Source organism: Bacillus sp. JJ864 (genome assembly GCF_036963045.1).
GTDB lineage: Bacteria > Bacillota > Bacilli > Bacillales > Bacillaceae_G > Bacillus_A > Bacillus_A pseudomycoides_C.
The window spans coordinates 39748-63916 of the sequence record NZ_JBALLY010000021.1 but is presented as its reverse complement, the minus strand read 5'-3'; the positions used below and the strand labels follow the sequence as shown (position 1 = coordinate 63916).

The following is a 24169-nucleotide window of genomic DNA, read 5'->3' as shown; positions in this document are numbered from 1 at the left end:
GTTTATATACCATTGAACCCATTGAATTATAGTATGGTAAGTAGAATTAATCTATCGTCTAATTTATTGATTTGGGAACCAATTTTAGGAGTTTTTATTATAATAATTATTCTTTTAGGTATTAGTTATTATATCTTTAATCATTTGGAATTTTTGGATTCGAAAGAAGGTACTTAATTATGAAATATATAGAAATTAGTCATATTACTAAATGTTTGAAAAAAAATACTGTATTAAATGATATATCTTTATCTTTAAATAAGGGGAATATTCATGGATTCCAAGGAATTAATGGTTCAGGTAAAACAATGTTGTTTAGAGCTATATTAGGCTTAATAAAGTTGGATAAGGGAGAAATTTATATAAATCAAAAAAAATTGCAGACTGATGAAATTTTCCCTGTATCTGCTGGAGTATTAATTGAAAATCCAGGGTTTATTGAAGAATTTTCTGCATTTAAGAATTTAAAATTATTAGCATCTATTCAAGGGCCTTCCAATAAGGAGAGTATTGATACTGTTTTAGAAATAGTTGGTTTAAATCCTAAAGATGAACGAAAAGTAAAAAAATATTCATTAGGAATGAAACAAAAATTAGGAATTGCTCAAGCTATTTTAGGATCTCCTGAATTATTAATTTTAGATGAACCTACTAATGCTCTAGATGAAGAAAGTGTAAATAAATTATGTGATTTATTATTTAAATATAAATTAGAAGGTAAAACAATTTTAGTGTCAAGTCATGATAAGGATTTTTTGAAAAGAATTTCAGATCAAATAATAAAGATCAACCAAGGACAGATTGTCATTTAAGTTTTGAAAGAAGGTTTTTTTGTGAAAAAAAAATATTGGTTACTATTATTATTTCCTTTGATATTTATGATTGTATTTCAATATAATCATGTGAATAATAAATTTAAAGATTTTGAAATTGTGACAGAAAAATTATGTTTTAATCAAGAAGTAAAAACAGATAAATTTAAGTTTACGGTGAAATCATTTGTTAAAAGGGAAAAATCTTCAGAATATGCATATGATGTTAAAATACAAATTCAAAAATTAACTCGTGGGGATGATGATTTCTTTTATTATTTATATATAAATCCGCATCTTCAAGGAGCAAATCAAACGGATGGAATAAAAACAACAGAGTTTTCAAAACCTGTTTCTAATTTGACTCCTTTAAAAGTTTATGATGGTGTTGTAGAAATGACGCTACCAAAAGAAAGAGTTTCTAATAACAATGATGAAGTTGAATTAGTATGGATAGAAGAAAACGGTAATAAGGTGAAGAAGTATATACTTCCTCTAAAATAGATTTTTAATAAATAAAGACTAAAAGAGTTGGTATTTTATTAATCAGCTTTTTTAGTCTTTATTTATAGTTTTTTAAATAATGAATTTTTTTACATATTGTTGGGAACATGTGAGCCAAAACAAGCGTGGATGTGCGGTTCCAAGAATTCCGTATTTATTCGATTCATTTTTGTACGATACAAAGAAAATCAAGATGAATCAAGACTTCGAGTTGTTAGAAGAAAAAATATTAGTTGCTCTGATTAAATATATACGACTACAAAAGATGAACGGCTAATACAACGATTGTTGTGTTTTAAATAAGGGACGACTTCCTGCAAGGGAAAGAGATTCTGAGGTACAGCTTAGATACGTATAATTTTGAGTATTATCCTTATTTTTATTTCCAAACAAAGCTTATTGAATTTATAACTAGGTTTTATTACGTCTATTATGGGTGTATTCTAATTTCACATTGGTTAATTACTGAAAACATTTCGTTTCAATTGTATGATAATAAATTGAAAAATAATAGATAAAAACCCCAATTTTAAATCTGATTGGAAATAAAAGTAATCCTATGACCTATTATTACATGTATCTAGGCTGTACCCCTTTACTGCCCGTTGATGTAGGATAAATGAATTTCTTCTGCTCTAATCTAATAGTACTTTATTTATTGGGGGTTATTGTCATGTTCCACAGTTATGACGACATTTCCCTTCTTGTGTCCTTTCTCGACATATCTATGAGCTTCAACTATCTCTTCAAACGCATAATATCTGTCAATGACCACTTTTAACTTTCCAGCCTCAACAAGTTCTTTGAGGAAGTTTAGCGCTTCGGAATTTTCAGGTGAATTTTGACTCAGAATTATTTTCTTGTTGCTTGTCAATTTAGTCCATAGCATTCGAACACTTGGTAATGGTACAGTGACATTTATATAGGTTCCGTCCCTCTTTAGCGATTTCATACAATTTGAAAACGAACTCTTGTTTACAGCTTCAAAGATAACATCATAAGTCTCGCCTTTACTCGAAAAATCCTCTCTAGTGTAATCAATTACTTGATCGGTCCCCAGAGATTTTACCAATTCTAAATTCGTGGTACTACATACCCCTGTAACTTCTGCCCCGAAATACTTGGCAATCTGTACTGCATAACTTCCTACACTTCCTGAAGCACCATAAACAAGAACCTTTTGGCCACTCTTAATGTTAGCTTTTCTAAGATAAAACAATGCAGTTCGTGCCCCGATTGGAATGGCAGCGGCTTCCTCAAAAGATAAATTGTTGGGTTTAATGGATACTGGTCCACTTTCAGGTAGACACTTATACTCGGCATAAGCACCAAAACCCACTAGGGAAGCTGCAAAAACTTGATCACCTTCCTTAAATCGCTTGACATCTTTCCCTACTGACTCAACTTCTCCAGCTAACTCCATCCCCAATATCTCTTTTTTTGGTTGTCTAAAACCCAATGCTACTCGAGCAGGTAGCCAAACAGAGAGAGGGACTGTAAAACTCCTTGACCGAATATCTGCTACTGTTACGGTTGTCGCTTTTACTTTTACCAGTATTTCATTTTCCTTAGGAGTAGGTTTTTTTATCTCTTTCAACTGAAGAACGTCGGGTGGACCGTATTTTGTATACATAATTGCTTTCATTTATCCTCCTCCTCCAATTCGTTCTATTCATTCATATCTGCGAACACGAATAAATAGAACGATGGTTTCGCTCTTCAACAACCATTCTTAACCTATCCTGCCCCGTTTTCTAGTACCTTGCAACATCCAAGTGGATGCCAAAAAGCAAACTTTATGAGACAGTATAAAGTTTGTTCTAATTCCATCAAATTGTATGCTCAATCTGAGTATAAAGGAATATAGTAAAATTAAGGTGTCTAATTGTTTATTAAAAGGATGGCGATAATCGAAGGGAATTCCTCGAACGATTAATGGATGCCGAACTGCCAGAAGTGCTATGAATGGAAAAGTAGAAGAGAGGCTTTCTAGCAAAATTTATATTGAAAACGATATTCCCGTTATAGTAAAAAACGTCCTATCAGTCAAAATCTCTAGGGCGCGTTTATCTGTCCTAGGACTTTTCATAAAATTATACGTCACATAACATAGGCAGAGAATAATCAGACTTTACTCCAAACTATTAAGTGCTGAGAACCATACCACAAGTAACGGTAAACTAAAGCCTTAACCCTTGCAAGAAGCTGAGTTAGGGACTTCTAGATGAAATTCTTCCTTTTTAAACAGCTTTAAATAGTTTATAATTATCAGATAACAGTAGATATTTTACCTTGTAAATAATTATAATAGAATATGAACGGTTATAATTGAGACAGAAAAGGTGTGTTCCTAGGTGGGGTCTAGGTGGCGCATTGCTTTTTGTGACATCTAAGCAGGAGCGCCTACTCTTTTTTGTAAATATAGGGGATGAGGAAGGTTATCATGAGCAAAATGCAGAAAAAAACAGACATTATTTTAATTGGTGCTGGAGTCATGAGCGCGACTTTGGGGTCATTACTGAAAGAGTTAGCACCTGAGTGGGAAATCAAAGTCTTTGAAAAACTTGCAGATGCAGGAGAAGAAAGCTCTAACGAATGGAATAATGCAGGTACGGGCCATGCTGCACTATGCGAGCTTAACTATACATCTGAAAAATCTGACGGATCTGTAGATATCAGCAAAGCTATAAAAATTAATGAACAGTTTCAGCTTTCAAGACAGTTTTGGTCTTATCTTGTAAACAGCAATCTGATTCGTAATCCGCAGGACTTTATCATGCCAATACCTCATATGAGTTTAGTACAAGGAGAAAAAAATGTAGCGTTTTTGAAAAAACGTTTTGAAGCGCTTTCAAACAATCCGCTGTTTCAAGGGATGGAGTTTTCCGAGGATCTTGAAAAGCTGAAAGAATGGATTCCGCTTATCATGGAAGGTCGTACATCGAATGAACCGATAGCGGCAACCAAAATTGACTCTGGAACAGATGTCAACTTTGGGGCTTTAACACGCATGTTGTTTGATCACTTACAGAGTAAAAACGTCGAGATAAACTACAAACATAGTGTTAAGGATATTAAGCGTACTAGCGGTGACTTGTGGGAAGTGAAAGTGCATGATATCGATAGCGGTAAAATCGAATATCATACTGCAAAATTCGTCTTTATCGGCGGTGGGGGCGGAAGTCTGCCTTTATTACAAAAAACCGGTATTCCTGAGTCAAAACATATTGGAGGGTTCCCAGTAAGCGGACTATTTATGGTATGCAACAATCCCGAAGTTGCAGCGCAGCATCATGCAAAAGTATACGGTAAAGCTAAGGTTGGTGCTCCGCCAATGTCCGTTCCGCATCTTGATACAAGATATATCGACAACAAAAAAACATTGTTGTTTGGACCGTTTGCCGGCTTCTCACCAAAGTTCTTAAAAACGGGTTCAAATTTTGATTTGATAGGTTCCGTAAAACCGAATAATGTCTTCACTATGTTGGCGGCAGGTGCAAAAGAGATGGCATTGACAAAATACTTGATCCAGCAAGTTATGTTATCGAATGAAAAACGCATGGAAGAATTACGAGAGTTTATTCCGAACGCTAAAAGTGAGGACTGGGATGTAGTGGTAGCTGGCCAACGTGTGCAAGTTATTAAAGATACTGATGCCGGTGGTAAAGGAACGCTTCAATTTGGTACGGAAGTTGTTAGTTCTTCTGATGGATCGGTAGCTGCATTGCTCGGAGCTTCTCCAGGGGCTTCTACTGCCGTTCACGTTATGCTTGAGGTATTAGAAAAATGTTTCCCACAACGTATAAAAGGGTGGGAAACAAAAATAAAAGAAATGATTCCTTCTTATGGCGTGTCACTAGTGGAAAACCCTGAGATTTTCAAAGAAATTCATAATTCAACAGCGAAGACGCTTGGTTTAAGCGCAAAAGAAATGGCTTGTTGTTAATTTTCGAATGTGAAAACAATGGCGTTTAATGAAGCAGTTTAAGTAATACAGTCTGTGGATTTGAAATAAAGTCACGATGATTCACCCCTTTAGATTTGATTATCTAAAGGGGTGTTTTTTACGATAAAAAGGAAAAGAATATCTGAAATAAAAAGGTGCTGTAATTATTGTTAAGTTGAGATGTGAAAACTAATCTTGTTAGTGATGGAGAAAAGGAGGCATCAAAAATGCCAACCTCAAAGAATAGTTTAAGAATTTGCGACAAAGGACACAAATACTATAAAAGTAGCGATTGTCCCACGTGCCCGATTTGTGAGAAAGAACGGAAACCTGACAACGGATTTCTTTCATTGCTATCAGCGTCAGCCAGACGAGCATTAGAAAACAATGGAATAACTTCTTTACAGCAGCTATCAAACTTTAGTGAAGATGAGATTTTGCAATTTCATGGTATGGGACTGAGCTCTTTACCTAAACTTAAGACTGCTCTGCGAGAAAATGGGTTATCATTCAGATCAAGATAGACGATTGCAGAATATTAATGTTAGTTTGTTTAGATCCCTGTGTTACAGGATCTTTTTTCATTAACTAAAAGGGCAGTCTAGCAGCAGAAGGATTTCAATATAATGACATCGAATTTGACAGTATTATAAATTATTTCAAGGGGAGAAAATATTTGAACCTAGGCTATGTCATGGAGACTTTCATCCATTTAATTTGATCATGAGTAATGATAATGTGAAAATTATTGATTGGGTTGATTCTAGCTCAGGGGATATTCGTGCAGATGTATATCGAACATATTTATTGTATTCACAGTCTTCAGTAGAATTAGCTGAAATGTATTTACGTATATATTGTCAAAATACCAGTTTATCAAAGGATGAAGTTTTTCAGTGGGCTCCTATTATTGCTGGAGCAAGATTATCAGAAAATGTATCTTCAGAAAATATAGAACGTCTAAATAAGTTAGTAGATCAGTATTGTAATTAAGGAACATCTTATTATGAAACTAATTCTAATTAAAATTGAATTAGAACGTATGTTCCTGTATAATTATTATGTAAAAAACAAAAGGAGGTATTAAAATGAGTAAAGTTTTAAGGTTTGAATTTCAAGTTCCCAACCCTGAAGAAGCAATTGAATTTTATACAAATAGTTTTGGTTGGAAGTTTGAAAAGATGCCTGGGCCACAAGATTATTGGTTTATTATTACGGGTGAGAGCGGTAAACCTGGTATCGATGGTGGATTAATGAAGTCCCCTGACGGTGCTACTAGAACTACTAATTCTATTGAAGTACCTTCAGTTGATGAATACATAACAAAAGTTACTGAAAACGGTGGACAAGTGGTTGTACCTAAAACTGCTATTTCTAATATGGGTTACTTTGCTTATTGTTTAGATAATCAAGGACTTCTTTTTGGAGTGTCTGAAGCCAATACTGAAGCATAAAAAGTTAGGTATTTTTGAGTTAACATTACTAACTGAACTAGAAGAAAGTGGGGAAAGAAAATGATTAATAAAGTCGGTCAAATTATGTTATATGTAAATAACCAGGATGAGGCAGTGCAATTTTGGACAGAAAAAGTAGGATTTCGTGTAGTTTCTGAAGAAGATAATGGCCAAGGGTTTAGATGGATTGAAATTGCTCCAATTAAAGAAGCTGAAACAAGCATTATTCTCCATAATAAGGAATTTATTGCGAAAATGTCGCCTGAATTAAATCTTGGAACACCTTCTTTAATGTTCTTCTCGAAAAATTTCGATAATTTATATAGTGACTTATCAAACAAAAACGTTACAGTCGGAGAAATTGTAAATATGCCTTCAGGTAGAGTATTTAATTTTGCAGATAGTGAAAATAATTACTTTGCAGTAATGGAAAAAAAGTAAATTACAAAATTAAAAACACACCGAAAGAGATATCATGATGACATCTCTTTTGGTGTGTTTTTTTGTAAAGTGTAATAAGAAAAATTTCAGTTCCAACTGTCAGATGAAAATAAAGGTTAAACTGAACTGCAATGTAATTCACTAAGCTAACGAGCAGATTGTGAAGATGGGCAGGAGGGGAATATATGGATTCAAGGAAAGCATCTTTGAGTTTCGAGAAAGCCAAATGTGATGGTTTTCATGGAGGAGCCATGTATACAATCATCGTCAACAGGCTTCAGGCTGCTGGTTGTGTTTTCGCCGAAGATGAGGCCCGGTTGCTTATTTCTGCGGCCATGACGCCGGCGGAGCTCGCCGCTATGGTGGACCGGCGAGTAGCTGGTTTGCCCCTCGAACACGTCATCGGATGGACAGAGTTTTGTGGGTTGCGGATAGCGGTGGACCCGGGAGTCTTCGTACCCCGCTATCGCACAGAGTTTCTCGTCCGCCAGGCTGCCGCCCTTACTAGGCCAGGAGCTGTCGTGGTTGACCTGTGCTGTGGTTCGGGTGCGTTGGGCGCTGTACTAGCCGTAATGCAGGAACGGATTGAGTTATACGCATCTGACATTGACCTCGCTGCGGTGCGGTGCGCTTTGCGCAACGTCACTGCAGCCGGTGGTCGTGTGTACGAAGGTGACCTCTATGAACCATTGCCCGCCATACTGCGGGGCCGCGTTGATGTCCTAGTTGCGAACGTACCCTATGTACCCACCGAGGCAATCGGACTGCTCCCCCCAGAGGCTCGCATATACGAGGCGCGTGCGGCGCTCGACGGGGGAACGGACGGGCTTGATATACAGCGGCGGGTGGCGGCTGAGGCGCCACTTTGGCTGGCACCTGGCGGGCATCTGCTTGTTGAGACGAGTGCGAGGCAGGCGCCTCATACTGTCGAGATATTTACTCGTAATGGGTTGATACCGCATTTGGCCAGTTCTGAAGAGCTGGACGCCACCGTGGTCATCGGAGCGAAGAAGATAAGTGGGGGATAACTGGTCGTAAAAGCCCGATTGGGCAGGATTTCCATCAGCGGGGAGATGAAGAAAGCTTCACTGATGGAAGTTTCACTTTATTTGCATACTAACTCCGCAAGCTGCTTATAAACCTCTACGATTTCTTCAAGCTTTATTCTTACTAACCCACTTGAGGATGGAGCAACAAAATCAATTGTTCCAGGTATGACTGGTTTAGGCTGCTGTCCCCACGGGGCTACTTTTTGCCCGCTATATTCTTGATAAACACCTTTCCCAACAAAACAAACTACTTTTGGCTTTAATCGCATAATTTTTTGTTTTAAAATCTCTTTTCCTTCTTTATACTCTTCTTTTGTAATTTCATCCGCTGCCTTAGTTGGTCTTGCTACTATGTTTGTAAGACCCATATCCAGATCCAACAGTTTATAGTCTTCCGAAGCATCATATTTCTTAGGGGTTAATCCTGCCTCATAGAGAATTTTCCAAAAGCGATTATTCGGATTGGCGAAGTGATGTCCTGTCTCGCTTGAGCGAATGCTTGGATTAAAGCCGACGAATAAAATGTTTAAATCTTCTTTAACATGATCATTAATTGGGTTCAAGGTTAAACCTCCTCTTTTATGGAATTTAAACGTATAAAGTTTTTTTATTTTACCACAAGTTCTGGATTACACTTCTTATTCAAAAGATATAAGGGGCAGTTCAAACAATTCATGATGCTCTGGTTGTTATCTTAATGGTGTTTTCGCACGAGGGAGAAGTACTTTTCCTCGTGTTTTTTTATTTCCTGTGAAGAAATGAGCTTTTGCAATTACATTTTCTATTTCTTAATTAAGAAATAGTTAAGGAGTAGTTAAGTCCCATTTAAACCTTTTTTCCGATAATAAAATTAGAAGCATACAAGAAGGTATATGGCAATCAGTCAATCACCTTACGATAAAGGAGGGGTTTGAAAATGTCTTTTTCTCAATTCAATATTGATGTTTTTCGAGCAATTAATGATTTAGGTAAACAATATTCGTTCTTAAACTCAGCCATGGTATTTTTGGCGGAATATATGGTATATATTTTAGGCTTAATTATTATCGCTTATTGGTTTATTGGGTCTAGAAAAGGTAGGATGATGGTTATTCAGGCGATGATTGCTTTTGTAATTGCTGAGGTAATTGGAAAAATAGCAGGGAAATTTCATTTCAATTATCAACCGTTTGCAGTGTTGCCGGGTGTTAATAAACTTGTTGACCATGCTGTAGATAATTCGTTTCCTAGTGACCATACGATTCTCTTTTTTTCGATTTGTTTTTCGTTTTGGCTTGTTCGTAAAAAGATGGGGTGGTTATGGCTTCTGCTTGCATTTTGTGTAGCGATCTCTCGTATTTGGGTAGGAGTTCATTATCCTTTTGATGTTGTAATAGGAGCTTTAATAGGATGTATTTCAGCGTTATTTTCGTATTGGTTCGTACCGAGATTTTCTATTATCACACAATTGCTGACCCTATATGAAAGAGTAGAGCAACATGTTTTACCATCCAAAAACAAATCAAAGGGATTTTGAGTATACAAGTATAAAAATCTTTAAAGAGGCTGAGCATAAGTCAAACGTTCGACTTATGTCTCAGCCTCTTATTATATCCTTGTATTTATTCAGCTTTTTCCATAGCTCTCATGGATTCAGCCACTTTAACCATCATGGAACATTCAACTCTCTTATGGAAGATGTCACAACTGAAATCATAGATTCCATTGATGGAGCCAGTTGCGTGCAGCGCGTTGGCAGGGCAGCCGCCGCTGCAGTAAAGCTTGGCCCAGCAGTTCTGACATTCGGGCTTAGAATAGCAGTTGCTTTCTTTAAATTGGCACTGCGTTTCTTGTTTTGTAATTCCATCCCAGACGTTTCCCATACTGTATTCTTGATCTCCGACGAACTGGTGGCAAGGAAAGAGTTCGCCCCATGGTGTGACAGCGAGATATTCGGTTCCTGAGCCGCAACCTGAAATTCTCTTTTGAATGCAAGGACCTTCAGAGAGATCAAGCATATAGTGGTAGAAGGTGAAGCCATTGCCTTCTTCCTCACGCTTTAGCATTTCCTTGGCGAGAATTTCGTACTGGTTGTAAATCTCTGGTAGGTCCTCTTCGGTAAGTGCATATGGTTCCTGAGGATCACAGATGACTGGTTCCATCGAGAGTTTGTCGAACCCAAGATCTGCGATATGAAAAATGTCATTGGTAAAGTCGACGTTGTTGTGAGTGTAGGTTCCACGCACATAGTATTCTTTATCTCCACGCTTTTCGATGAATTCTTGGAACTTCGGAACGATATAATCGTAGCTTCCCTTTCCAGTTACTGTTTTACGCAGGTGATCGTGGACTTCTTTTCTTCCATCAAGACTTAATACGACGTTGTACATTTCTTTATTTAAGAAATCAGTGACCTCATCGTTTAAGAGCATGCCATTTGTAGTGAAGGTGAAGCGAAAAGTCTTTTTGTACTCTTTTTCTTTGCTTCTTGCGTAAGTGACAATTTGTTTAACAACTTTCCAGGCCATGAGCGGTTCTCCGCCGAAGAAGTCGATGTCGAGGTTTCGGTGGTGACCGGAGTTTTTCAATAAATAATCGATCGCTCTTTTGCCAACCTCATAGCTCATGATTGCTCTATTTCCGTTGTATTTTCCTTGGCTGGCAAAGCAGTATTCGCATGATAGGTTACATGTATGTGCGACATTGAGGCAGAGGGCCTTTACATAAGTTTGGCGATTTCTTAAATCAATTGAGAGATTCTTATATTCATCCTCAGTAAAGAGTTGTCCATCATTTTTCAGCTCTTCGATATCTGCAATTGTTTCTCGAATGTCTTGCTCAGAGATGCCTGCATCATGTGCGTATTTTTTCAGCATCATTGTTACGATTTCTTCCGCGGGAGTAGTCTCATAAAGCGCGATAATTTCATAGGCAAGATCGTCGACAACATGTACCGATCCACTATAGGTATCGAGTACGATGTTGTAGCCGTTTAGTTTATATTGATGAATCATACTTGATAATCAAGCTCCTTTTATCTATAAAGTGAAACTTCTGTTATACCTGTTAATACGGGATAAAAATGGCCGCCCATCTGGGAAGCAGCTGGGCGGTACATGTCTTGTTTCCTATCTGTTCATTGTGTTTTCACACTTTTGATTTGCAACTCCGCAAGACGTTTTGCAAGCGGATTGGCAAGATGTTTGGCATGCACCACATCCACCATGTTTTACCGTATCCATTAGTTTACGAGTGCTCAGTGTTACGATTCTTTTCATAACGTATAACTCCTTTTTAAAAGTATTTTGTAAGAAACAAGGTTAGTATTTGTGAATGTTTTCACATTAAAGGTTAGTGTTTGTGAATCACTTCACATTCACAAACACATTTTGTGAGTACTTTCACATTAATTCCAGTAATAATTTTAACAATACCTTTGATTTACGTCAATTACTCGTGTTGTTTTGATACTGCGGAAATTCCACTTCATTATGCGTTTCCTATTTTATCACGATGTGAAGAGTCTCGAGGGTTTGAAAATTTCTCATATCATTATAATTTGAGATTTCTTATTATAATAGTCAACCCATCCTTTCTTCAGATAGTCGAAAGTATTACCTGAAGAAAGAGCGGATTTTTTATTTTGCGAGTTTGGCAATTATGACCCCTGCACACGATATTTTCGCTGTAATTCCTTCAGCTCTGCTACCAAATCTTCTCCAATCGTAGGAGCAAGTTTATCATATATAGGTAATAGTGCTGTTTCCCAATCTTTTCGTTGTTCATTGTTTAGTTCATGAATCTGAATCGATGAATTTTGTTTAATAAGTTCAAGTTGTTCTTTATTTATTTGTGCGGCTTGTTGATCATTCCAAGCGGTAGTTTCTTGAAGTGCTTCCGCTAATATTTGCTTTGTTTTTTGGGTTTGTTGGTTCCAAGTTTTTTGATCCATCATGACAACATATCCTAAATATCCATGGTTACTAATTGTCAAATAGTTTTGAACGTTATAGAATTTTTTAGAGTAGATATTTGAAATGGTATTTTCTTCACCGTCAACTTTTCCTGATTCAATTAATTGATATGTAGCATTGAATGAATCTTGATGCGCTTTAACCTTTAATAAATTGAATTGGGATTGGATGACATTACTTTGCATAATGCGAAAAGATTGTCCTTGTATATCTTTTGGTGTATAAATAGGTCCTTTGTTTGAAGTGAGTTGCTTAAAGCCGTTGGACCAGTGGGCAAGCCCTTTTATTCCATCTTTTTGTAAGGATTGAAGTAATTGTCCCCCAATTTTTCCGTTTAAGCCTTCTTGTAAGGCTTCATAATTTAAAAAAGCAAATGGTAAATCAAGTACACCCCATTTAGGGGAGAACGTTCCAAGTTTTGATGTGGAAGGAGCAATCATTTGTACTTGTCCAGATTGTAAAGCACGAAATTCTTCTATATCAGAATATAAGCTTCCGTTAGGAAAGACCTCAATTTTTATTTTACCATTTGATTTTTCATTCACGAGTTCCGCAAATTTGTTGGCAGCGAGCCCTTTCGGGGTGTTTTCTGCAACAACATGGCTAAATTTAAAGACAATCTGGTCTTTTAGTCCTTCTTGATCATCGTCATATGCGAATTCATTTTGAGGAGACTGCTTCTGATAATAAATAAATAAAGCGCTTGCAATAAAGGCGATAAAAAGGAGTATAAAAGTAGTCGCTTTTTTCATCTTCGTTCTCCTTTTGAAGTTGTTAATGTAAGCATACCGAGAAGATTTCTATTCGTAAAGATGCTTTTAGAGGAAAGGAGGTCCAAGTGTGAGGAATTTACCAATCCGTTGGAAGATTACGATTCTTTCTTATGCAGTTGTTATCGTTTCACTCATGATTGGTGGCGGGATTATAGTCGCCAATATTCAACAAAAAGAAGAGAAAGAATTAAGAATTAGATCTATGAATACAGCGCGAACAGTAGCCGAAATGTCAGATGTAAAGAAGTCTCTTCAAGAAAAAAATGGGTGGGTAACGTTAAATTCTGTTATTGAAAATATTAGGGTTATTAATGAAACAGATTATATTGTTGTTATGAATATGGAACGAGTTCGGTATTCGCATCCCGTGAAAGAAATGATTGGAAAAGTTTCAAAAGGAGCCGATGAAGAGGCGGCATTTGCAGAACATATTTATTTTTCAAAAGCAAAGGGAGAAATAGGTACTGTTATTCGTGCTTTTATGCCTATTAAAGATCAAAACTTAAACCAAATCGGCGTTGTTGTTGTAGGAAATAAGATACCAAACTTTTTTGAGATTATGAGTGAATTAAGGGGAGAAATTCTTTTTATAGTCATCTTAACTTTAATACTTGGATTGATAGGTTCATTAATGCTCGCTAATCATATAAAAAAACAGATGTTTCAGTTGGAACCATATGAGATTAAAAGAATACTTGAAGAAAGGACAGCAACCTTTCATTCCATGAATGAAGGGGTGATTGCGATTGATAATCAAGAAAAGATTACGGTTTTTAACGAGAAAGCGAAGCAAGTTTTTCATGTAACTGGAGATGTTGTCGGACAGCCTATTCGTAAAATATTACAGGATACAAGGCTTCCGGAAATCGTGGAGAAAAATCAAGCGGTATACAATGAAGAGATAAAGGTAAGTGGCAAGGTCATTTTAAGCAATCGTATACCTATTAAGAAGGATAATGAATTAATAGGAGCTGTGGCAATTTTCCAAGATCGTACGGAGGTAACGAAGCTTGCGGAAGAATTAACTGGGGTGAAGAACTTTGTTGAGGCACTGCGCGTGCAAAGTCATGAGCATATGAATAAGCTTCATACAATCGCAGGCTTAATTCAGCTCGGTAAAGCCGGTAAGGCATTACAACTTGCCTATAACACTTCAGAAGAACAGGAGAACGTAGCAAACTTTTTAAATGAGACAATTAAAAACGATGCCGTTGCAGGGCTTCTTTTAAGTAAAATAAGTAGAGGAAAAGAGCTCGGAATTCAAGTGAATATTGATCAAAATAGTTATTTAGAAGCTTTTCCGTACCAATTAGATCACCATGATTTTGTTGTATTATTAGGCAATTTAATAGAAAACGCATTTGGGTCATTTGAACAAATTGAGGCAGCGAATAAGAGAATTGATATTAGTATTGAGCAGTCAGAGGATGTGTGTGCGATATTAATAGAGGATAATGGATGCGGGATACAAGAAGAACATTTACCAAGGTTATATGAAAAAGGGTTTACTGTGAATAAACGTGACGGGACGGGTTATGGTCTTTTTCTAGTAAAACAAATTGTTGAAAAAGGAAGAGGAGAAATTAGAATTTCATCTTTTGAAGGTGAAGGAACTAGCTTTATCATTACTTTTCCAATGGGGATGGAGGCGGAATTGTATGGCGTATAAAGAGGAATTTAAAGTAGTGCTAATAGAGGATGATCCAATGGTTCAGGAAGTAAATAAAGAGTTTATAAAAAGTGTAAAAGGGTTTCAAGTAATTGCTATCGCCAGCAATGGCGAGGAGGGGATTCGCTTTGTAAAAGAAATGAATCCAGATCTTGTTATTTTGGATATCTTTATGCCTAAAAAGGATGGTATTCAAGTATTGCAGGAATTTCGAAAACAGCAATTAGAAACGGATGTAATTGTTGTTTCTGCTGCTAAAGATAGGGAAACGATTAAACTTATGCTGCAAAATGGAGCAATAGATTATATTATTAAACCTTTTAAGTTGCATCGCATCCAGCAAGCATTAGAGAAGTATCGCCAATATAGAATAAGTTTAAGAGATTCTGGTTCTATTTCGCAGGAGCAGCTGGATTTATTATTATATTCTGGGCGCTCTGAGAGAACGACGAGCAATTTACCAAAAGGTTTGAACGAGTTTACATTAAATGAAATTGTAACGTATGTAAAACAGCAAGAAGAACCCCGTTCTGCTGAAGATGTGGCGCGTGCTATTGGGATCGCTAGAGTGACGGCTCGTCGTTACTTAGATTATTTAGAAAAAAGAGGTGTCATTCACTTGGCAGTTCAGTATGGCGGAGTTGGAAGACCGATTAATCGTTATGTGTTTCGAGAAACAAAAAGTTAAGACCAAAATGAACAAAATATTCGTTATGACCATAAACTTCTCACTTTTCCATGTAAACGCTATCATTATGTTAGAAATAAACAGAGAGAAAATTTAGAAAAATCAAGGGAGTGAGAAGAAAAGTGAAACGACTCTTTAAAAATTTAACCTTTCAAGTATTAGCAGCTATTGTACTTGGGGTGTTAGTTGGATTACTTTGGCCAAGTGTTGGTAAAGAAATGAAACCGATAGGCGACACATTTATCAATGCTGTAAAAATGGTAATTGCACCGATTATTTTCTTAACAATTGTACTCGGTATTGCCAAAATGGGAGATATGAAAAAGGTAGGTAAGGTCGGCGGAAAAGCTCTTATTTATTTTGAGGTAGTGACAACCTTTGCACTTATTGTTGGTTTAATTGTTGTAAATGTTATGAAGCCAGGAGAAGGCCTTAACTTTAATGAGCTTGCAAAAGGAGACGTATCAAAGTATACCCAAAACGGGGGACATGGCCTTAACTGGATTGAGTTTGTAACCCATATCGTTCCGTCTAATATGGTTGATGCGTTTGCGAAAGGTGATATTTTACAAGTATTATTCTTTTCCATTTTATTTGGCGTAGGATTAGCGGCTCTTGGGGAAAAAGGAAACTCAGTCATTGATTTCTTAGACAAACTTTCACACGTATTCTTTAAAATTATTGGTTATGTAATGAAAGCTGCACCGATTGGGGCATTTGGTGCTATGGCATATACAATCGGTCACTTTGGACTTGCTTCGCTTGTACCACTTGGGAAATTAATGATGTCAGTATATATAACGATGTTCTTATTCGTTTTTGTTGTTTTAAATATTATTTGTAAGATGTATGGATTTAGTTTATGGAATTATTTAAAGTTCATTCGAGATGAGATATTAATTGTATTAGGAACAAGTTCTTCTGAATCTGTATTGCCAAGAATGATGAATAAGATGGAGCGATATGGCTGTTCAAAATCTGTTGTTGGTCTTGTTATTCCAACAGGTTATTCCTTTAATCTTGATGGTACATCTATTTATTTATCCATGGCAGTTGTCTTTTTAGCACAAGTATTTGGTATCGACTTAACAATTGGACAGCAAGTTACCATTATTTTAGTGCTTATGTTAACGTCTAAAGGTGCTGCAGGTGTAACAGGAAGTGGATTTATTGTATTAGCGTCTACGTTAGCTGCGTTAAAGGTTATTCCTTTAGAAGGATTAGCGTTACTTCTTGGGGTCGATCGCTTTATGAGTGAAGGAAGAGCCATCGTAAACTTAATTGGAAACGGGATTGCGACAATCGTTGTCGCAAAGAGTGAAAATGAATTTGATGAAGCAAAGCATGCAGAAGCCGTTTCTGGTATAAAAGCATTAACAGGGGCGAAGGAAGCTGTATAATGCATAAATAGAAGGAACTATCCACTAGAATAGGTGGATAGTTTTTTATTAGTTTATTGAATCCATTCTCCAACCATGTCCAAACTTTCTTTTTTAAATTACATATACTAATTAACAAAAAGGAAGGAGAGATACTAATGGAAGAAAACGTGACTGGTAGTCCTTATATAAATACTGAACAAGGTGTCTATCATTCTGCAAAGCTGTAGCAGGCAATTGATCAAGCTTTTCGAATTCCTGTATTTTTAAGTACAGTAAATACTTTAAATCGACTGCAACAACAATTTTTAGATCGACTTATTTTAGAAATTGAACAAGCTCTTCTGTTTCCTCGTACAATCCCTCGAAGTGATCAATATCCTGAAGCGCCATTAACAAGTATACGGAGAATGGTATTATCTAGTTATGGATTAATAGCGGTCAATTTTCAAAGATTTTTTGTTCAAGGTTTAAGAACAAATGTTGGGCCGTTTGAACCACAAACACCATTTTGGGAAGGGACTCCGTTTTCACAAATCGAACCATCAATGGGTTATCAATACGGATTACCATTATTATTAATTCGAGAAACCGGAACGGATGTTAATAGGGGGATTTGGCAATTAGGAAATGCTCCCTTTTTAATATTAGATTGGAATTCGGAAACACAGTCTGTAGACGCATTTTTTAATAGTGTTTCATGGAGAGAATTCTTTGCTAACTGGGTAGGGCATGTTAGGAATGGTTATTATCTACAAACAGAACCACAATTTAAGTATTGAATTGTTACAATAGCGGGCTAAAAGCAAAGCTCCTTCCTATTTAGGAAGGAGCTTTGCGCTGTTAAAATTTATTTGGAAATTGCTTTATAATACCTTCTGCAAGTATGTCGGCCATTTTAATAATATGGTCTTCTCCTTCATCGAAAGCAAGAATATCTGCATCCCAATCTTTTTTAATTCTTGCTACAGCCTCATCTGTAACAAATTTTAAATGTGTATACAATAGGTCTTTTAATGCAGCATTTGGCCAATTTGGATTGGCGCTGCTAAGAAACTGAGCGATGTCATCAGCATTTTTATACCACTCTGTGTTAAACTTTTTTAAATTTGCTTGATTACCGCTTTTTGCTGCAACTACTACTTTTCCTGCAAGAAGAATGTGTTCTCTTAATAGTTTGGCCAGCTTATTACCAGCTGCTTCCCCATAATATGGCTTTATTGCATTTCCAATATCATCTTGGTTTTTTAGTCTTGCTAGTACCTTATCTTGATCTTTCAGCCCTGCTAAGGCGCTTATAATATAATTCCTTGTCCATATTGTATGGTCGATCCAAAGTATTCTTAAATCATCTTTCAGTTGTATTGCTGATTGGCTAGGACAAGGATTTTGTATGCGTGCTTTTTCTTCTGCGCCTACTTTTACTGGCGACAAGAGGAAAGTACAAGACATAAGCAACAGCGTGAATTTCAAGAGTAGCTTTTTCATGGGCATCTTCTCCTTTTTGATTTACATAAATGTTCTATTGTTAGTTTGTATTCCTTTGCTAGTTTTATTCTTCTTACCTACAAAAGGGGATTGTCATATAAGCAATGTGGATAAAGTGACGATATTGTGAACAGAATATCGCTGTAGGTAGAAATGAGAGCAGATACGTGTAAATTTTTACTTGTTATCGCTATAATAATGATAGAAGACATACAGTGAACAAAAGGAGCAGTTTAAAATGAAGCAAAAAGCTTGGGGCGCGATTCTGCTTAGTAGTGCATTACTATTAACCGGATGTACTAGTAATAAAGAAGCAAAACAAGAAACGAAAGAAAAAGTAGAGCAAACAAACCATAAAGAAGACAATCCTGAAGATTTGAAAGTGTATCAATCTGTACATAGTCAATATGAAGACAAAATTAATAATGAAGTAAATGAGGCTATGAAGCTTTGGAAAAAAGCGGAAGAGCAATCTGGAAAGGCAATGAAACTCCCGGAGTTTAAAGAAGACGTACAAAAGGTAACGGACAATACGTTAGCAGATATTGAGAATGTGCGTAAAGAAATTCGGGTTCCAAAATCAAAAGAAAGAGAAAATGAATTATACGTAGGTTTTTTAAATGAAACAGAACAAGCGGTGAAAAAATTAGACCGATTAGTGAAAGAAGGAGACACTTCATTCATTCGCGATATTGAGGTGCACCTTTCTACAGCAGTTAATTATTATGACCGTTTTAAAAAAGAAGAGAAATCAGCGAAATAACTTTGTTTTCAAACAAAGTTATTTTTTATTTCATAAGGTGTATCTAGTTAGTTTATCCCGCTATTCGTGAGCAGTAAGACCCCCACTGATTAAAGTTTCACTTTATAAATATTTAACCGAAATTGAAGAATGTTTGACATTCTTTGCATATATTATTATTATCATTATTGATAATGATAATAATATTAAAGGAGTTGAATGAAATGATCGTTGTAACAACGGAGAGCTTACCAGGTTATGAAGTGAAACAGACTTTGGGAACGGTATTTGGATTAACGGTGCGAGCAAGAGGATTAGGGAAAGATATTATGGCTGCATTCAAAGGGTTATTTGGAGGAGAGATTTTACAGTATACAGAGATGCTTGAGGACGCAAGAAAATATGCGTTAGATCGCATGGTTGAAAATGCCGCAGCAATGGGTGCAAACGCGATTATTATGGTTCGTTTTGATTCAGGAAGCCTAAGTCATAATATGAGTGAGATTGTAGCGTATGGTACAGCTGTTATTGTAGAAAAGGTTGAATAGTATGTGGAAAGGTATTGTAATATACTTTTGTGTACAGATCATTATTTTCCTTATTATTTTACTAATGGCTAAGAGAAAAGATAAAAGATTACAAGATAATCATGGTACAGAAGTACCCAAAGGGTATTTATTTACAGGAGAAATATACTTTGATCCAACTACGAGAGAGAAATATGAAGTATATTATAACAAAATGGATGGGAAAAGATTTCATAGAAAATGTTTTAATGAAAAATAAAAAAATTTATAAAGTAGCCCTTTAGACGAAAGTTAAAAGGGCTACTTTATTTCTATCTGTTCGGATTTTCATGATACATATAGGTGTACTTTTAGAGTTCACCTTTTACTTTGGCATTTTATATTCTTTTTTCGTTCCATCTGTAAAGACAACTTCTAAGTCGAATTTTTCATAGTCTTTGTCCAGTTGGAATACATCTACTACTTGATTAATGACATCTTCATCTTTTGTGTCTTTATCAAATTTTAGTTGTTGTAATAGTGGAGTGAGCTTTGTTAATGCTTCATCTCCAGCTAGCTTTTCATTTGTTTTACGATCTTCTAATTTTACCTCAGGCTTGTCGCTTGCTGTTTTATGTTTATAGTCAGCTTCGTAGTCTTTCTTTGTATCTTTGTAGTTTGCTTTTAAATCAAATTCATTAAAGCTTAATTTTAAATCTTGGTTAGCTGCTTGTTTTCCACCTTCTGTCGTTTTCTTATCAGTAGTTGTATCCTGTTTCTTAGGTGTACAGCCTGTCATTGCAGGTAATAGCATGAATGCTAAAAGGATTGAAAATAAGATTCTCATTTTGTAAAGCCTCCTTAGTTGTTTTCAAATAAAGTTTTTCCAATATTTATCTTTTTATGTAAGAAAGAGTAATTATTTTTCCGAGTATCGTTCTTAAAAATTTCCAAAAAACGGATTGACAATAATTAGAAAAGTTATATAATCTAAATGTAAGTGATTACTTGCATTGGAAAGAGAGGATTATATGGCGCGCTCAAAGACAGCAGAGAAAATTATTCAAGCAACAATTGAGTTAGTGAAAGAAAGAGGATATAAAGCGGCAACAACGAAAGAAATCGCAATGCGCGCTGGCGTCAATGAAGTAACCATATTTCGTAATTTTAAAAACAAAAAGGGCATCATTGAAGCAGCCGTTTATGAATTTTCATATGTACCACATTTAAAACAGTTTTTACAAACAGAAATTGTGTGGGAATTAGAAACAGATTTGAAGAATTTAGCGAGGCACTATCATAAATTTTTGAATGAAGTGAAGGATATGATTTCTATTGGTATACGCGAAACAGGTGAATTTCCTGAATTAGATGATGAAATTGCTAAGATACCAAAAGGCTTAAAAGAAGAATTGATGATTTATTTTGAAAAGATGCAGCAAAAAGGGAAAATTATCCATACAAATATTGAAGCACAAGTCATGAATTTTATATGGATTAATTTTGGTTATTTTCTATCCAAATTACGTTTTGACAATCGAATCATGAAAATCAATGATGAGAATTTTATTGAAAATAATATTACCTTATATGCTAGGGCATTAAGACCCTAGTATTTATTTAAAAATAAATGCAAGTATGTACTTGCTTGCTAAGGAGGAGAAGATGAATACATTTAAACGGTTTTTAAAAATACCAGGTACGTATATAGGAATTGTGGTAGCGTTGGCATTCCAACTTATTTTCTTTTGTGTTTGGCTAACAGCGTATGACGGGGTATATGAAAGAGCAGATCAAATCCGTATTGCTATTGTGAATCAAGATGCGAACATGGGAAGTAAAATCGCACAAGGTTTACAGAACAACCTGCCTTTTCAAGTGAAGAAAGAGAAGTCTATGGAAAAAGCAAAAGAGGAAATGGATAAACATGTATACGATATGATTATTGAAATTCCAGCTTCTTTTTCAAAAGATATAAGTGAAAAAGGAAAGGCGGATTTAAATTTCCATATTAACCAAGCAAGCGCTATGATGGCAAAGCAGATGATGGAAGAAGCTGCGAAGCAAGTTCGTGACAATGTAAATAAAGAGGTATCAAGCTATAAACAGCAAGCAGTTGCTGGGAAGTTGCAAGCTATGGAACCAAGAAGCGCAGAAGCAATAAAAGGATTAACGGAAGATTCAGTTGGATTTACGATTCATAAAGTAAATGATGCGAAAGGATTTTCCGTCAACATGGTACCGCATGTCATGCTATCACATACGTATCAAACAATTGGAACATTACTCCCTGCGACATACGCAGCAGATGGATATTACACAATTATATTTGGAGGAGAGAGTCTAACAAGAAATATTATGTATTTATGCATGATTATTGCGGTGACTCAAATAATCGCTGTGGTTGGATATAAAATATCTATCTCACTCAAGAGAAATCAAGCTGTAATAAAAGGGAATGAAGCATAAAGAAAAAGGTATCCTTTTGGGGATACCTTTTGTATATTACTTTTCAATTTTTGTCCATTTGAAGTTTAATGGACCTGCAAAATCAACTTCAACGATACCTTTTACATAAGAGCGCTGTAAATAAGATTTTCCGTTTTGATATAGAGGTGAGATTACAGCATCTTTAAATAAGATTTTTTCTGCTTGTTTTAAAATTAAATTGCTTTTCCACTAGCCTTTTTATTTGTTGCTCCAATTGCTTCTTGAATTATGTTCATGAAATTATTTTCATATAACACTTCCAAACCAGCTGCAGTTGCGCCGCCTGGTGTGGTTACTTGTTCACGAAGTAGAGCAGGATTGTTTTCGCTCTCTAGCATAGAAGCAGATCCGGTAATCATCTTGATCACGAGATGTTTTGCAGTCATTTCATCGATACCATACTGCTTTGTTGCTTCAATTAAGCTCTCAGCAAAATAGTAGAGGAAGGCAGGAGCGCTTCCTGTGACAGCTGTTAGTTGATGAATTTCTTCTTCTGTACATAATTGTGCGTCTCCAATACCTTTCACTAACATTTGCAAGATTTCAATATGCTCTTTGCTTACAAAAGAGCCTGCTGTGTATAAAGAAATGGATTTCCCAATTGTAGCAGCTGTATTTGGCATAATCCAAGCAACGGCAGTACCTTTAGGAAGCTTTGATTCTAAATAAGAAGGTCCAATACCGGCTGCAACTGTTACAATAAATTGATTGCTGACAAGTGGAGAGAGTTCAGTTAACAGTTGTTCATGCGCTTCTGGAGGCATTGCTAAGACGATAACGTCAGCATCTGCCACATATTGTTTCCAATCCGTTGTCGTAGAAACAGCATACTTTTCATGCAGCGCTGTGAGTCTTTCTTGATTTCGTTGATTGGATACGACAATCTCAACAATATGCTCTTTACTTGTATGAAGGAGTCCGGCAAAAAGGGCTTCAGCCATACGACCTGCACCAATAAATAACACTCTTTGTTTCTTTTGCATATTTTTTGATCCTTCCTGTAGGAAATGTATTGCTAAAACGATAACATTGATAAAAGAGAATTGTAAAAAGAAAAGACTTGTATACAAAAAAATCCTAGTCTCAGAAAGTAGCATTTCCGAAACTAGGATGTACCATTAAGCTTTTGTCATACCAAGAAGAATAGCCCCGCCAATAATTAAAGCACTGCCAAGCGCGATAAATACCATTTGACGTTTTGTTTTCTTTTCACCTAAGAAGACAATTGCACCAAACGTTGAGATGATAATCCCTGTTTGCGATAATGGGAAGCTTGTTGCAACACCAACTCGTGGTAAAGAAAGAAGTAAGAATAAGTTACCTGTTCCCCAAAGTAGACCAGATACGATATTACGAATTGCATATTTGTTAAATGGTTTATGCTTAAATGTCAGTACAAATGCTCCAACAAACATACCAACCGCTTGCGGTAAAATAGCCGCCCAGCCATCGATGTTGTACCAACGAATAATGATTACATACATAAAATAACCGCAAGTAGAAACAATTAGAGTCAGTAACCCTTTTTTCAATTGTCCCGGCGGTTGTGCATTTTCTTTATCATCTAAAGAAGTAAAAACAACACCGACTACGATTAAAAGGATTGCAATCGTTCCCATGATGATTGTAGTAGTAGTTGTCCACTCATGAAATGCAATAACCCCAAAGATAGAAGTAGCTACAAGCTGCATACCTGTTGAAATAGTAACTGTTGTTGAAACGCCTAATGTTTGAACTGTTTTTAGTTGATTGACTTGTCCTAAAGCCCAAAATAAGCCTGAAACAAAGCCAACAATTAATATAGTTAAAGATAGTGCCGGTGTTGTAAATACATACATAATTGTTGCGAAGAATAGAGCACCAATTGTCATACCTACCGTTTGGCTATATGCACCGCCACCCATTTTTACACTTACTAATAAAACATTTCCCCATGCTAATGCAGGAAGAAGTGCTAATAAAATGTCCATTACAAGACTCCCTTCTTGTTATATCAATAAAATATATGTAGTTCTAACGATTATCGTTAAAACGATGAAGTAGTGATGTTTATAAGGGGAACGCTGTCATTATATAAATGTGTTTTCATATCTCCTTTTTTGGCACCTTCATATAATAACAGGAAAGAGTCTCTTTTAGAAAGTAAATTCAAATAGAATGTATATTTCTATGAATATGAAAATTGTAATAGTTTATGTGGAAATTTGAATATATAATAAATTGTAACAATTTGGATTTTTATCCATTTGAATTGGTGTAGTAGGGGGAAAATAGA

The 24169-nt window shown here is 35.9% G+C and carries 26 protein-coding genes and 2 pseudogenes; 18 read left to right on the top strand and 10 right to left on the bottom strand.

The features are described 5' to 3' along the window. Positions 1-179: 179 nt before the first annotated feature. Entirely contained in the window at positions 180-812 is a 633-nt protein-coding gene (locus V7024_RS05210) for an ATP-binding cassette domain-containing protein (protein WP_335516577.1), read from the top strand. Between the two features lie 21 nt (positions 813-833). Beyond that, the gene (locus V7024_RS05205; RefSeq protein WP_335516572.1) at positions 834-1316 is read left to right on the top strand and encodes a hypothetical protein; all 483 of its coding nucleotides are present in this window, start codon (positions 834-836) and stop codon (positions 1314-1316) included. A gap of 655 nt (positions 1317-1971) precedes the next feature. On the opposite strand, the gene V7024_RS05200 is transcribed toward V7024_RS05205, so the two are convergent. After that, on the bottom strand, positions 1972-2961 hold the full coding sequence (locus tag V7024_RS05200; protein ID WP_335516569.1) for an NAD(P)-dependent alcohol dehydrogenase: 990 nt from the start codon (positions 2959-2961) through the stop codon (positions 1972-1974). Between the two features lie 798 nt (positions 2962-3759). On the opposite strand from V7024_RS05200, the gene V7024_RS05195 reads away from it, so the two are divergent. The 6 genes and pseudogenes from V7024_RS05195 to V7024_RS05170 all read left to right on the top strand — a co-directional run bounded on the left by V7024_RS05195 (position 3760) and on the right by V7024_RS05170 (position 8185). After that, on the top strand, positions 3760-5262 hold the full coding sequence (locus V7024_RS05195; RefSeq protein ID WP_335516566.1) for a malate:quinone oxidoreductase: 1503 nt from the start codon (positions 3760-3762) through the stop codon (positions 5260-5262). Positions 5263-5489: 227 nt separating this feature from the next. Further along, entirely contained in the window at positions 5490-5786 is a 297-nt protein-coding gene (locus V7024_RS05190; protein ID WP_335516564.1) for an RNA polymerase alpha subunit C-terminal domain-containing protein, read from the top strand. 148 nt (positions 5787-5934) lie between these two features. After that, positions 5935-6255: pseudogene (locus tag V7024_RS05185) on the top strand (aminoglycoside phosphotransferase family protein); the annotation flags it as partial. Positions 6256-6350: 95 nt separating this feature from the next. Beyond that, positions 6351-6716, top strand: coding sequence for a VOC family protein (locus tag V7024_RS05180; protein WP_335516562.1), 366 nt, complete (start codon positions 6351-6353; stop codon positions 6714-6716). A gap of 60 nt (positions 6717-6776) precedes the next feature. Continuing rightward, complete coding sequence (locus tag V7024_RS05175) at positions 6777-7157, top strand: VOC family protein (protein ID WP_335516559.1); 381 nt, start codon at positions 6777-6779, stop codon at positions 7155-7157. Between the two features lie 251 nt (positions 7158-7408). Then, on the top strand, positions 7409-8185 hold the full coding sequence (locus V7024_RS05170; RefSeq protein WP_335516591.1) for a putative protein N(5)-glutamine methyltransferase: 777 nt from the start codon (positions 7409-7411) through the stop codon (positions 8183-8185). A 77-nt stretch (positions 8186-8262) separates the two neighbouring features. On the opposite strand, the gene mug is transcribed toward V7024_RS05170, so the two are convergent. After that, positions 8263-8769: a G/U mismatch-specific DNA glycosylase gene (mug, locus tag V7024_RS05165; RefSeq protein ID WP_335516556.1), complete on the bottom strand. Its 507-nt coding sequence runs from the start codon at positions 8767-8769 to the stop codon at positions 8263-8265. Between the two features lie 353 nt (positions 8770-9122). On the opposite strand from mug, the gene V7024_RS05160 reads away from it, so the two are divergent. After that, positions 9123-9722, top strand: a complete 600-nt coding sequence (locus tag V7024_RS05160; RefSeq protein WP_335516553.1) for an undecaprenyl-diphosphatase — start codon at positions 9123-9125, stop codon at positions 9720-9722. Between the two features lie 85 nt (positions 9723-9807). Here V7024_RS05160 and scfB read toward each other — a convergent pair whose 3' ends face one another. The 3 genes from scfB to V7024_RS05145 form a co-directional block, all read right to left on the bottom strand. Next, entirely contained in the window at positions 9808-11199 is a 1392-nt protein-coding gene (scfB, locus tag V7024_RS05155; protein ID WP_335516550.1) for a thioether cross-link-forming SCIFF peptide maturase, read from the bottom strand. Positions 11200-11313: 114 nt separating this feature from the next. Further along, a complete protein-coding gene (scfA, locus tag V7024_RS05150; RefSeq protein ID WP_081625642.1) occupies positions 11314-11463 on the bottom strand; it encodes a six-cysteine ranthipeptide SCIFF in 150 nt (49 codons plus the stop codon). A gap of 380 nt (positions 11464-11843) precedes the next feature. Beyond that, complete coding sequence (locus V7024_RS05145; RefSeq protein ID WP_335516546.1) at positions 11844-12911, bottom strand: TRAP transporter substrate-binding protein; 1068 nt, start codon at positions 12909-12911, stop codon at positions 11844-11846. A gap of 88 nt (positions 12912-12999) precedes the next feature. On the opposite strand from V7024_RS05145, the gene V7024_RS05140 reads away from it, so the two are divergent. The 4 genes from V7024_RS05140 to V7024_RS24350 all read left to right on the top strand — a co-directional run bounded on the left by V7024_RS05140 (position 13000) and on the right by V7024_RS24350 (position 17450). Next, positions 13000-14601 (top strand): sensor histidine kinase, encoded by a 1602-nt coding sequence (locus V7024_RS05140; protein WP_335516542.1) that lies wholly within the window; start codon positions 13000-13002, stop codon positions 14599-14601. Beyond that, positions 14591-15289 carry a response regulator gene (locus V7024_RS05135; RefSeq protein WP_335516539.1) on the top strand — a complete coding sequence of 233 codons (699 nt, stop codon included), beginning with the start codon at positions 14591-14593 and terminating at the stop codon, positions 15287-15289. Before V7024_RS05140 ends, V7024_RS05135 begins: the two co-directional genes overlap by 11 nt. A 122-nt stretch (positions 15290-15411) precedes the next feature. Next, positions 15412-16689 (top strand): C4-dicarboxylate transporter DctP, encoded by a 1278-nt coding sequence (gene dctP, locus V7024_RS05130; RefSeq protein WP_335516536.1) that lies wholly within the window; start codon positions 15412-15414, stop codon positions 16687-16689. A gap of 389 nt (positions 16690-17078) precedes the next feature. Further along, positions 17079-17450 carry a hypothetical protein gene (locus tag V7024_RS24350; protein WP_438824438.1) on the top strand — a complete coding sequence of 124 codons (372 nt, stop codon included), beginning with the start codon at positions 17079-17081 and terminating at the stop codon, positions 17448-17450. Positions 17451-17511: 61 nt separating this feature from the next. Here V7024_RS24350 and V7024_RS05120 read toward each other — a convergent pair whose 3' ends face one another. Beyond that, positions 17512-18156, bottom strand: a complete 645-nt coding sequence (locus V7024_RS05120) for a glycosyltransferase (protein ID WP_335516533.1) — start codon at positions 18154-18156, stop codon at positions 17512-17514. A 238-nt stretch (positions 18157-18394) separates the two neighbouring features. Here V7024_RS05120 and V7024_RS05115 point away from each other — a divergent pair, with 238 nt between their 5' ends. From V7024_RS05115 to V7024_RS05105, 3 genes are all read left to right on the top strand, one after another. Beyond that, positions 18395-18919 (top strand): hypothetical protein, encoded by a 525-nt coding sequence (locus V7024_RS05115; RefSeq protein WP_335516530.1) that lies wholly within the window; start codon positions 18395-18397, stop codon positions 18917-18919. 203 nt (positions 18920-19122) lie between these two features. Further along, on the top strand, positions 19123-19446 hold the full coding sequence (locus tag V7024_RS05110) for a YbjQ family protein (protein WP_272190904.1): 324 nt from the start codon (positions 19123-19125) through the stop codon (positions 19444-19446). A gap of 1 nt (position 19447) precedes the next feature. After that, entirely contained in the window at positions 19448-19684 is a 237-nt protein-coding gene (locus tag V7024_RS05105; protein ID WP_335516526.1) for a hypothetical protein, read from the top strand. Positions 19685-19789: 105 nt separating this feature from the next. On the opposite strand, the gene V7024_RS05100 is transcribed toward V7024_RS05105, so the two are convergent. After that, positions 19790-20251: a YusW family protein gene (locus V7024_RS05100; RefSeq protein WP_020060769.1), complete on the bottom strand. Its 462-nt coding sequence runs from the start codon at positions 20249-20251 to the stop codon at positions 19790-19792. 184 nt (positions 20252-20435) lie between these two features. On the opposite strand from V7024_RS05100, the gene V7024_RS05095 reads away from it, so the two are divergent. Beyond that, positions 20436-21017, top strand: a complete 582-nt coding sequence (locus V7024_RS05095) for a TetR/AcrR family transcriptional regulator (protein ID WP_335516522.1) — start codon at positions 20436-20438, stop codon at positions 21015-21017. A 52-nt stretch (positions 21018-21069) separates the two neighbouring features. Then, complete coding sequence (locus tag V7024_RS05090) at positions 21070-21873, top strand: YhgE/Pip domain-containing protein (protein WP_335516519.1); 804 nt, start codon at positions 21070-21072, stop codon at positions 21871-21873. Between the two features lie 36 nt (positions 21874-21909). Here V7024_RS05090 and V7024_RS05085 read toward each other — a convergent pair. The 3 genes and pseudogenes from V7024_RS05085 to V7024_RS05075 all read right to left on the bottom strand — a co-directional run. Next, positions 21910-22065: pseudogene (locus V7024_RS05085) on the bottom strand (ABC transporter substrate-binding protein); the annotation flags it as partial. Positions 22066-22067: 2 nt separating this feature from the next. Beyond that, positions 22068-22877, bottom strand: coding sequence for a pyrroline-5-carboxylate reductase (gene proC, locus V7024_RS05080; RefSeq protein WP_335516516.1), 810 nt, complete (start codon positions 22875-22877; stop codon positions 22068-22070). 135 nt (positions 22878-23012) lie between these two features. Continuing rightward, positions 23013-23864 (bottom strand): GRP family sugar transporter, encoded by an 852-nt coding sequence (locus tag V7024_RS05075; protein ID WP_335516511.1) that lies wholly within the window; start codon positions 23862-23864, stop codon positions 23013-23015. Positions 23865-24169 lie beyond the last annotated feature (305 nt).

Coding starts and splice junctions, on each gene's coding strand:
- V7024_RS05210 (WP_335516577.1), top strand. CDS start 180: ATGAAATATATAGAAATTAGTCATATTACTAAATGTTTGAAAAAAAAT.
- V7024_RS05200 (WP_335516569.1), bottom strand. CDS start 2,961: ATGAAAGCAATTATGTATACAAAATACGGTCCACCCGACGTTCTTCAG.
- V7024_RS05195 (WP_335516566.1), top strand. CDS start 3,760: ATGAGCAAAATGCAGAAAAAAACAGACATTATTTTAATTGGTGCTGGA.
- V7024_RS05190 (WP_335516564.1), top strand. CDS start 5,490: ATGCCAACCTCAAAGAATAGTTTAAGAATTTGCGACAAAGGACACAAA.
- V7024_RS05180 (WP_335516562.1), top strand. CDS start 6,351: ATGAGTAAAGTTTTAAGGTTTGAATTTCAAGTTCCCAACCCTGAAGAA.
- V7024_RS05175 (WP_335516559.1), top strand. CDS start 6,777: ATGATTAATAAAGTCGGTCAAATTATGTTATATGTAAATAACCAGGAT.
- V7024_RS05170 (WP_335516591.1), top strand. CDS start 7,409: ATGTATACAATCATCGTCAACAGGCTTCAGGCTGCTGGTTGTGTTTTC.
- V7024_RS05160 (WP_335516553.1), top strand. CDS start 9,123: ATGTCTTTTTCTCAATTCAATATTGATGTTTTTCGAGCAATTAATGAT.
- scfB (WP_335516550.1), bottom strand. CDS start 11,199: ATGATTCATCAATATAAACTAAACGGCTACAACATCGTACTCGATACC.
- scfA (WP_081625642.1), bottom strand. CDS start 11,463: ATGAAAAGAATCGTAACACTGAGCACTCGTAAACTAATGGATACGGTA.
- V7024_RS05145 (WP_335516546.1), bottom strand. CDS start 12,911: ATGAAAAAAGCGACTACTTTTATACTCCTTTTTATCGCCTTTATTGCA.
- V7024_RS05135 (WP_335516539.1), top strand. CDS start 14,591: ATGGCGTATAAAGAGGAATTTAAAGTAGTGCTAATAGAGGATGATCCA.
- V7024_RS24350 (WP_438824438.1), top strand. CDS start 17,079: ATGGTATTATCTAGTTATGGATTAATAGCGGTCAATTTTCAAAGATTT.
- V7024_RS05120 (WP_335516533.1), bottom strand. CDS start 18,156: ATGAAAAAGCTACTCTTGAAATTCACGCTGTTGCTTATGTCTTGTACT.
- V7024_RS05115 (WP_335516530.1), top strand. CDS start 18,395: ATGAAGCAAAAAGCTTGGGGCGCGATTCTGCTTAGTAGTGCATTACTA.
- V7024_RS05110 (WP_272190904.1), top strand. CDS start 19,123: ATGATCGTTGTAACAACGGAGAGCTTACCAGGTTATGAAGTGAAACAG.
- V7024_RS05105 (WP_335516526.1), top strand. CDS start 19,448: ATGTGGAAAGGTATTGTAATATACTTTTGTGTACAGATCATTATTTTC.
- V7024_RS05100 (WP_020060769.1), bottom strand. CDS start 20,251: ATGAGAATCTTATTTTCAATCCTTTTAGCATTCATGCTATTACCTGCA.
- V7024_RS05095 (WP_335516522.1), top strand. CDS start 20,436: ATGGCGCGCTCAAAGACAGCAGAGAAAATTATTCAAGCAACAATTGAG.
- V7024_RS05090 (WP_335516519.1), top strand. CDS start 21,070: ATGAATACATTTAAACGGTTTTTAAAAATACCAGGTACGTATATAGGA.
- proC (WP_335516516.1), bottom strand. CDS start 22,877: ATGCAAAAGAAACAAAGAGTGTTATTTATTGGTGCAGGTCGTATGGCT.
- V7024_RS05075 (WP_335516511.1), bottom strand. CDS start 23,864: ATGGACATTTTATTAGCACTTCTTCCTGCATTAGCATGGGGAAATGTT.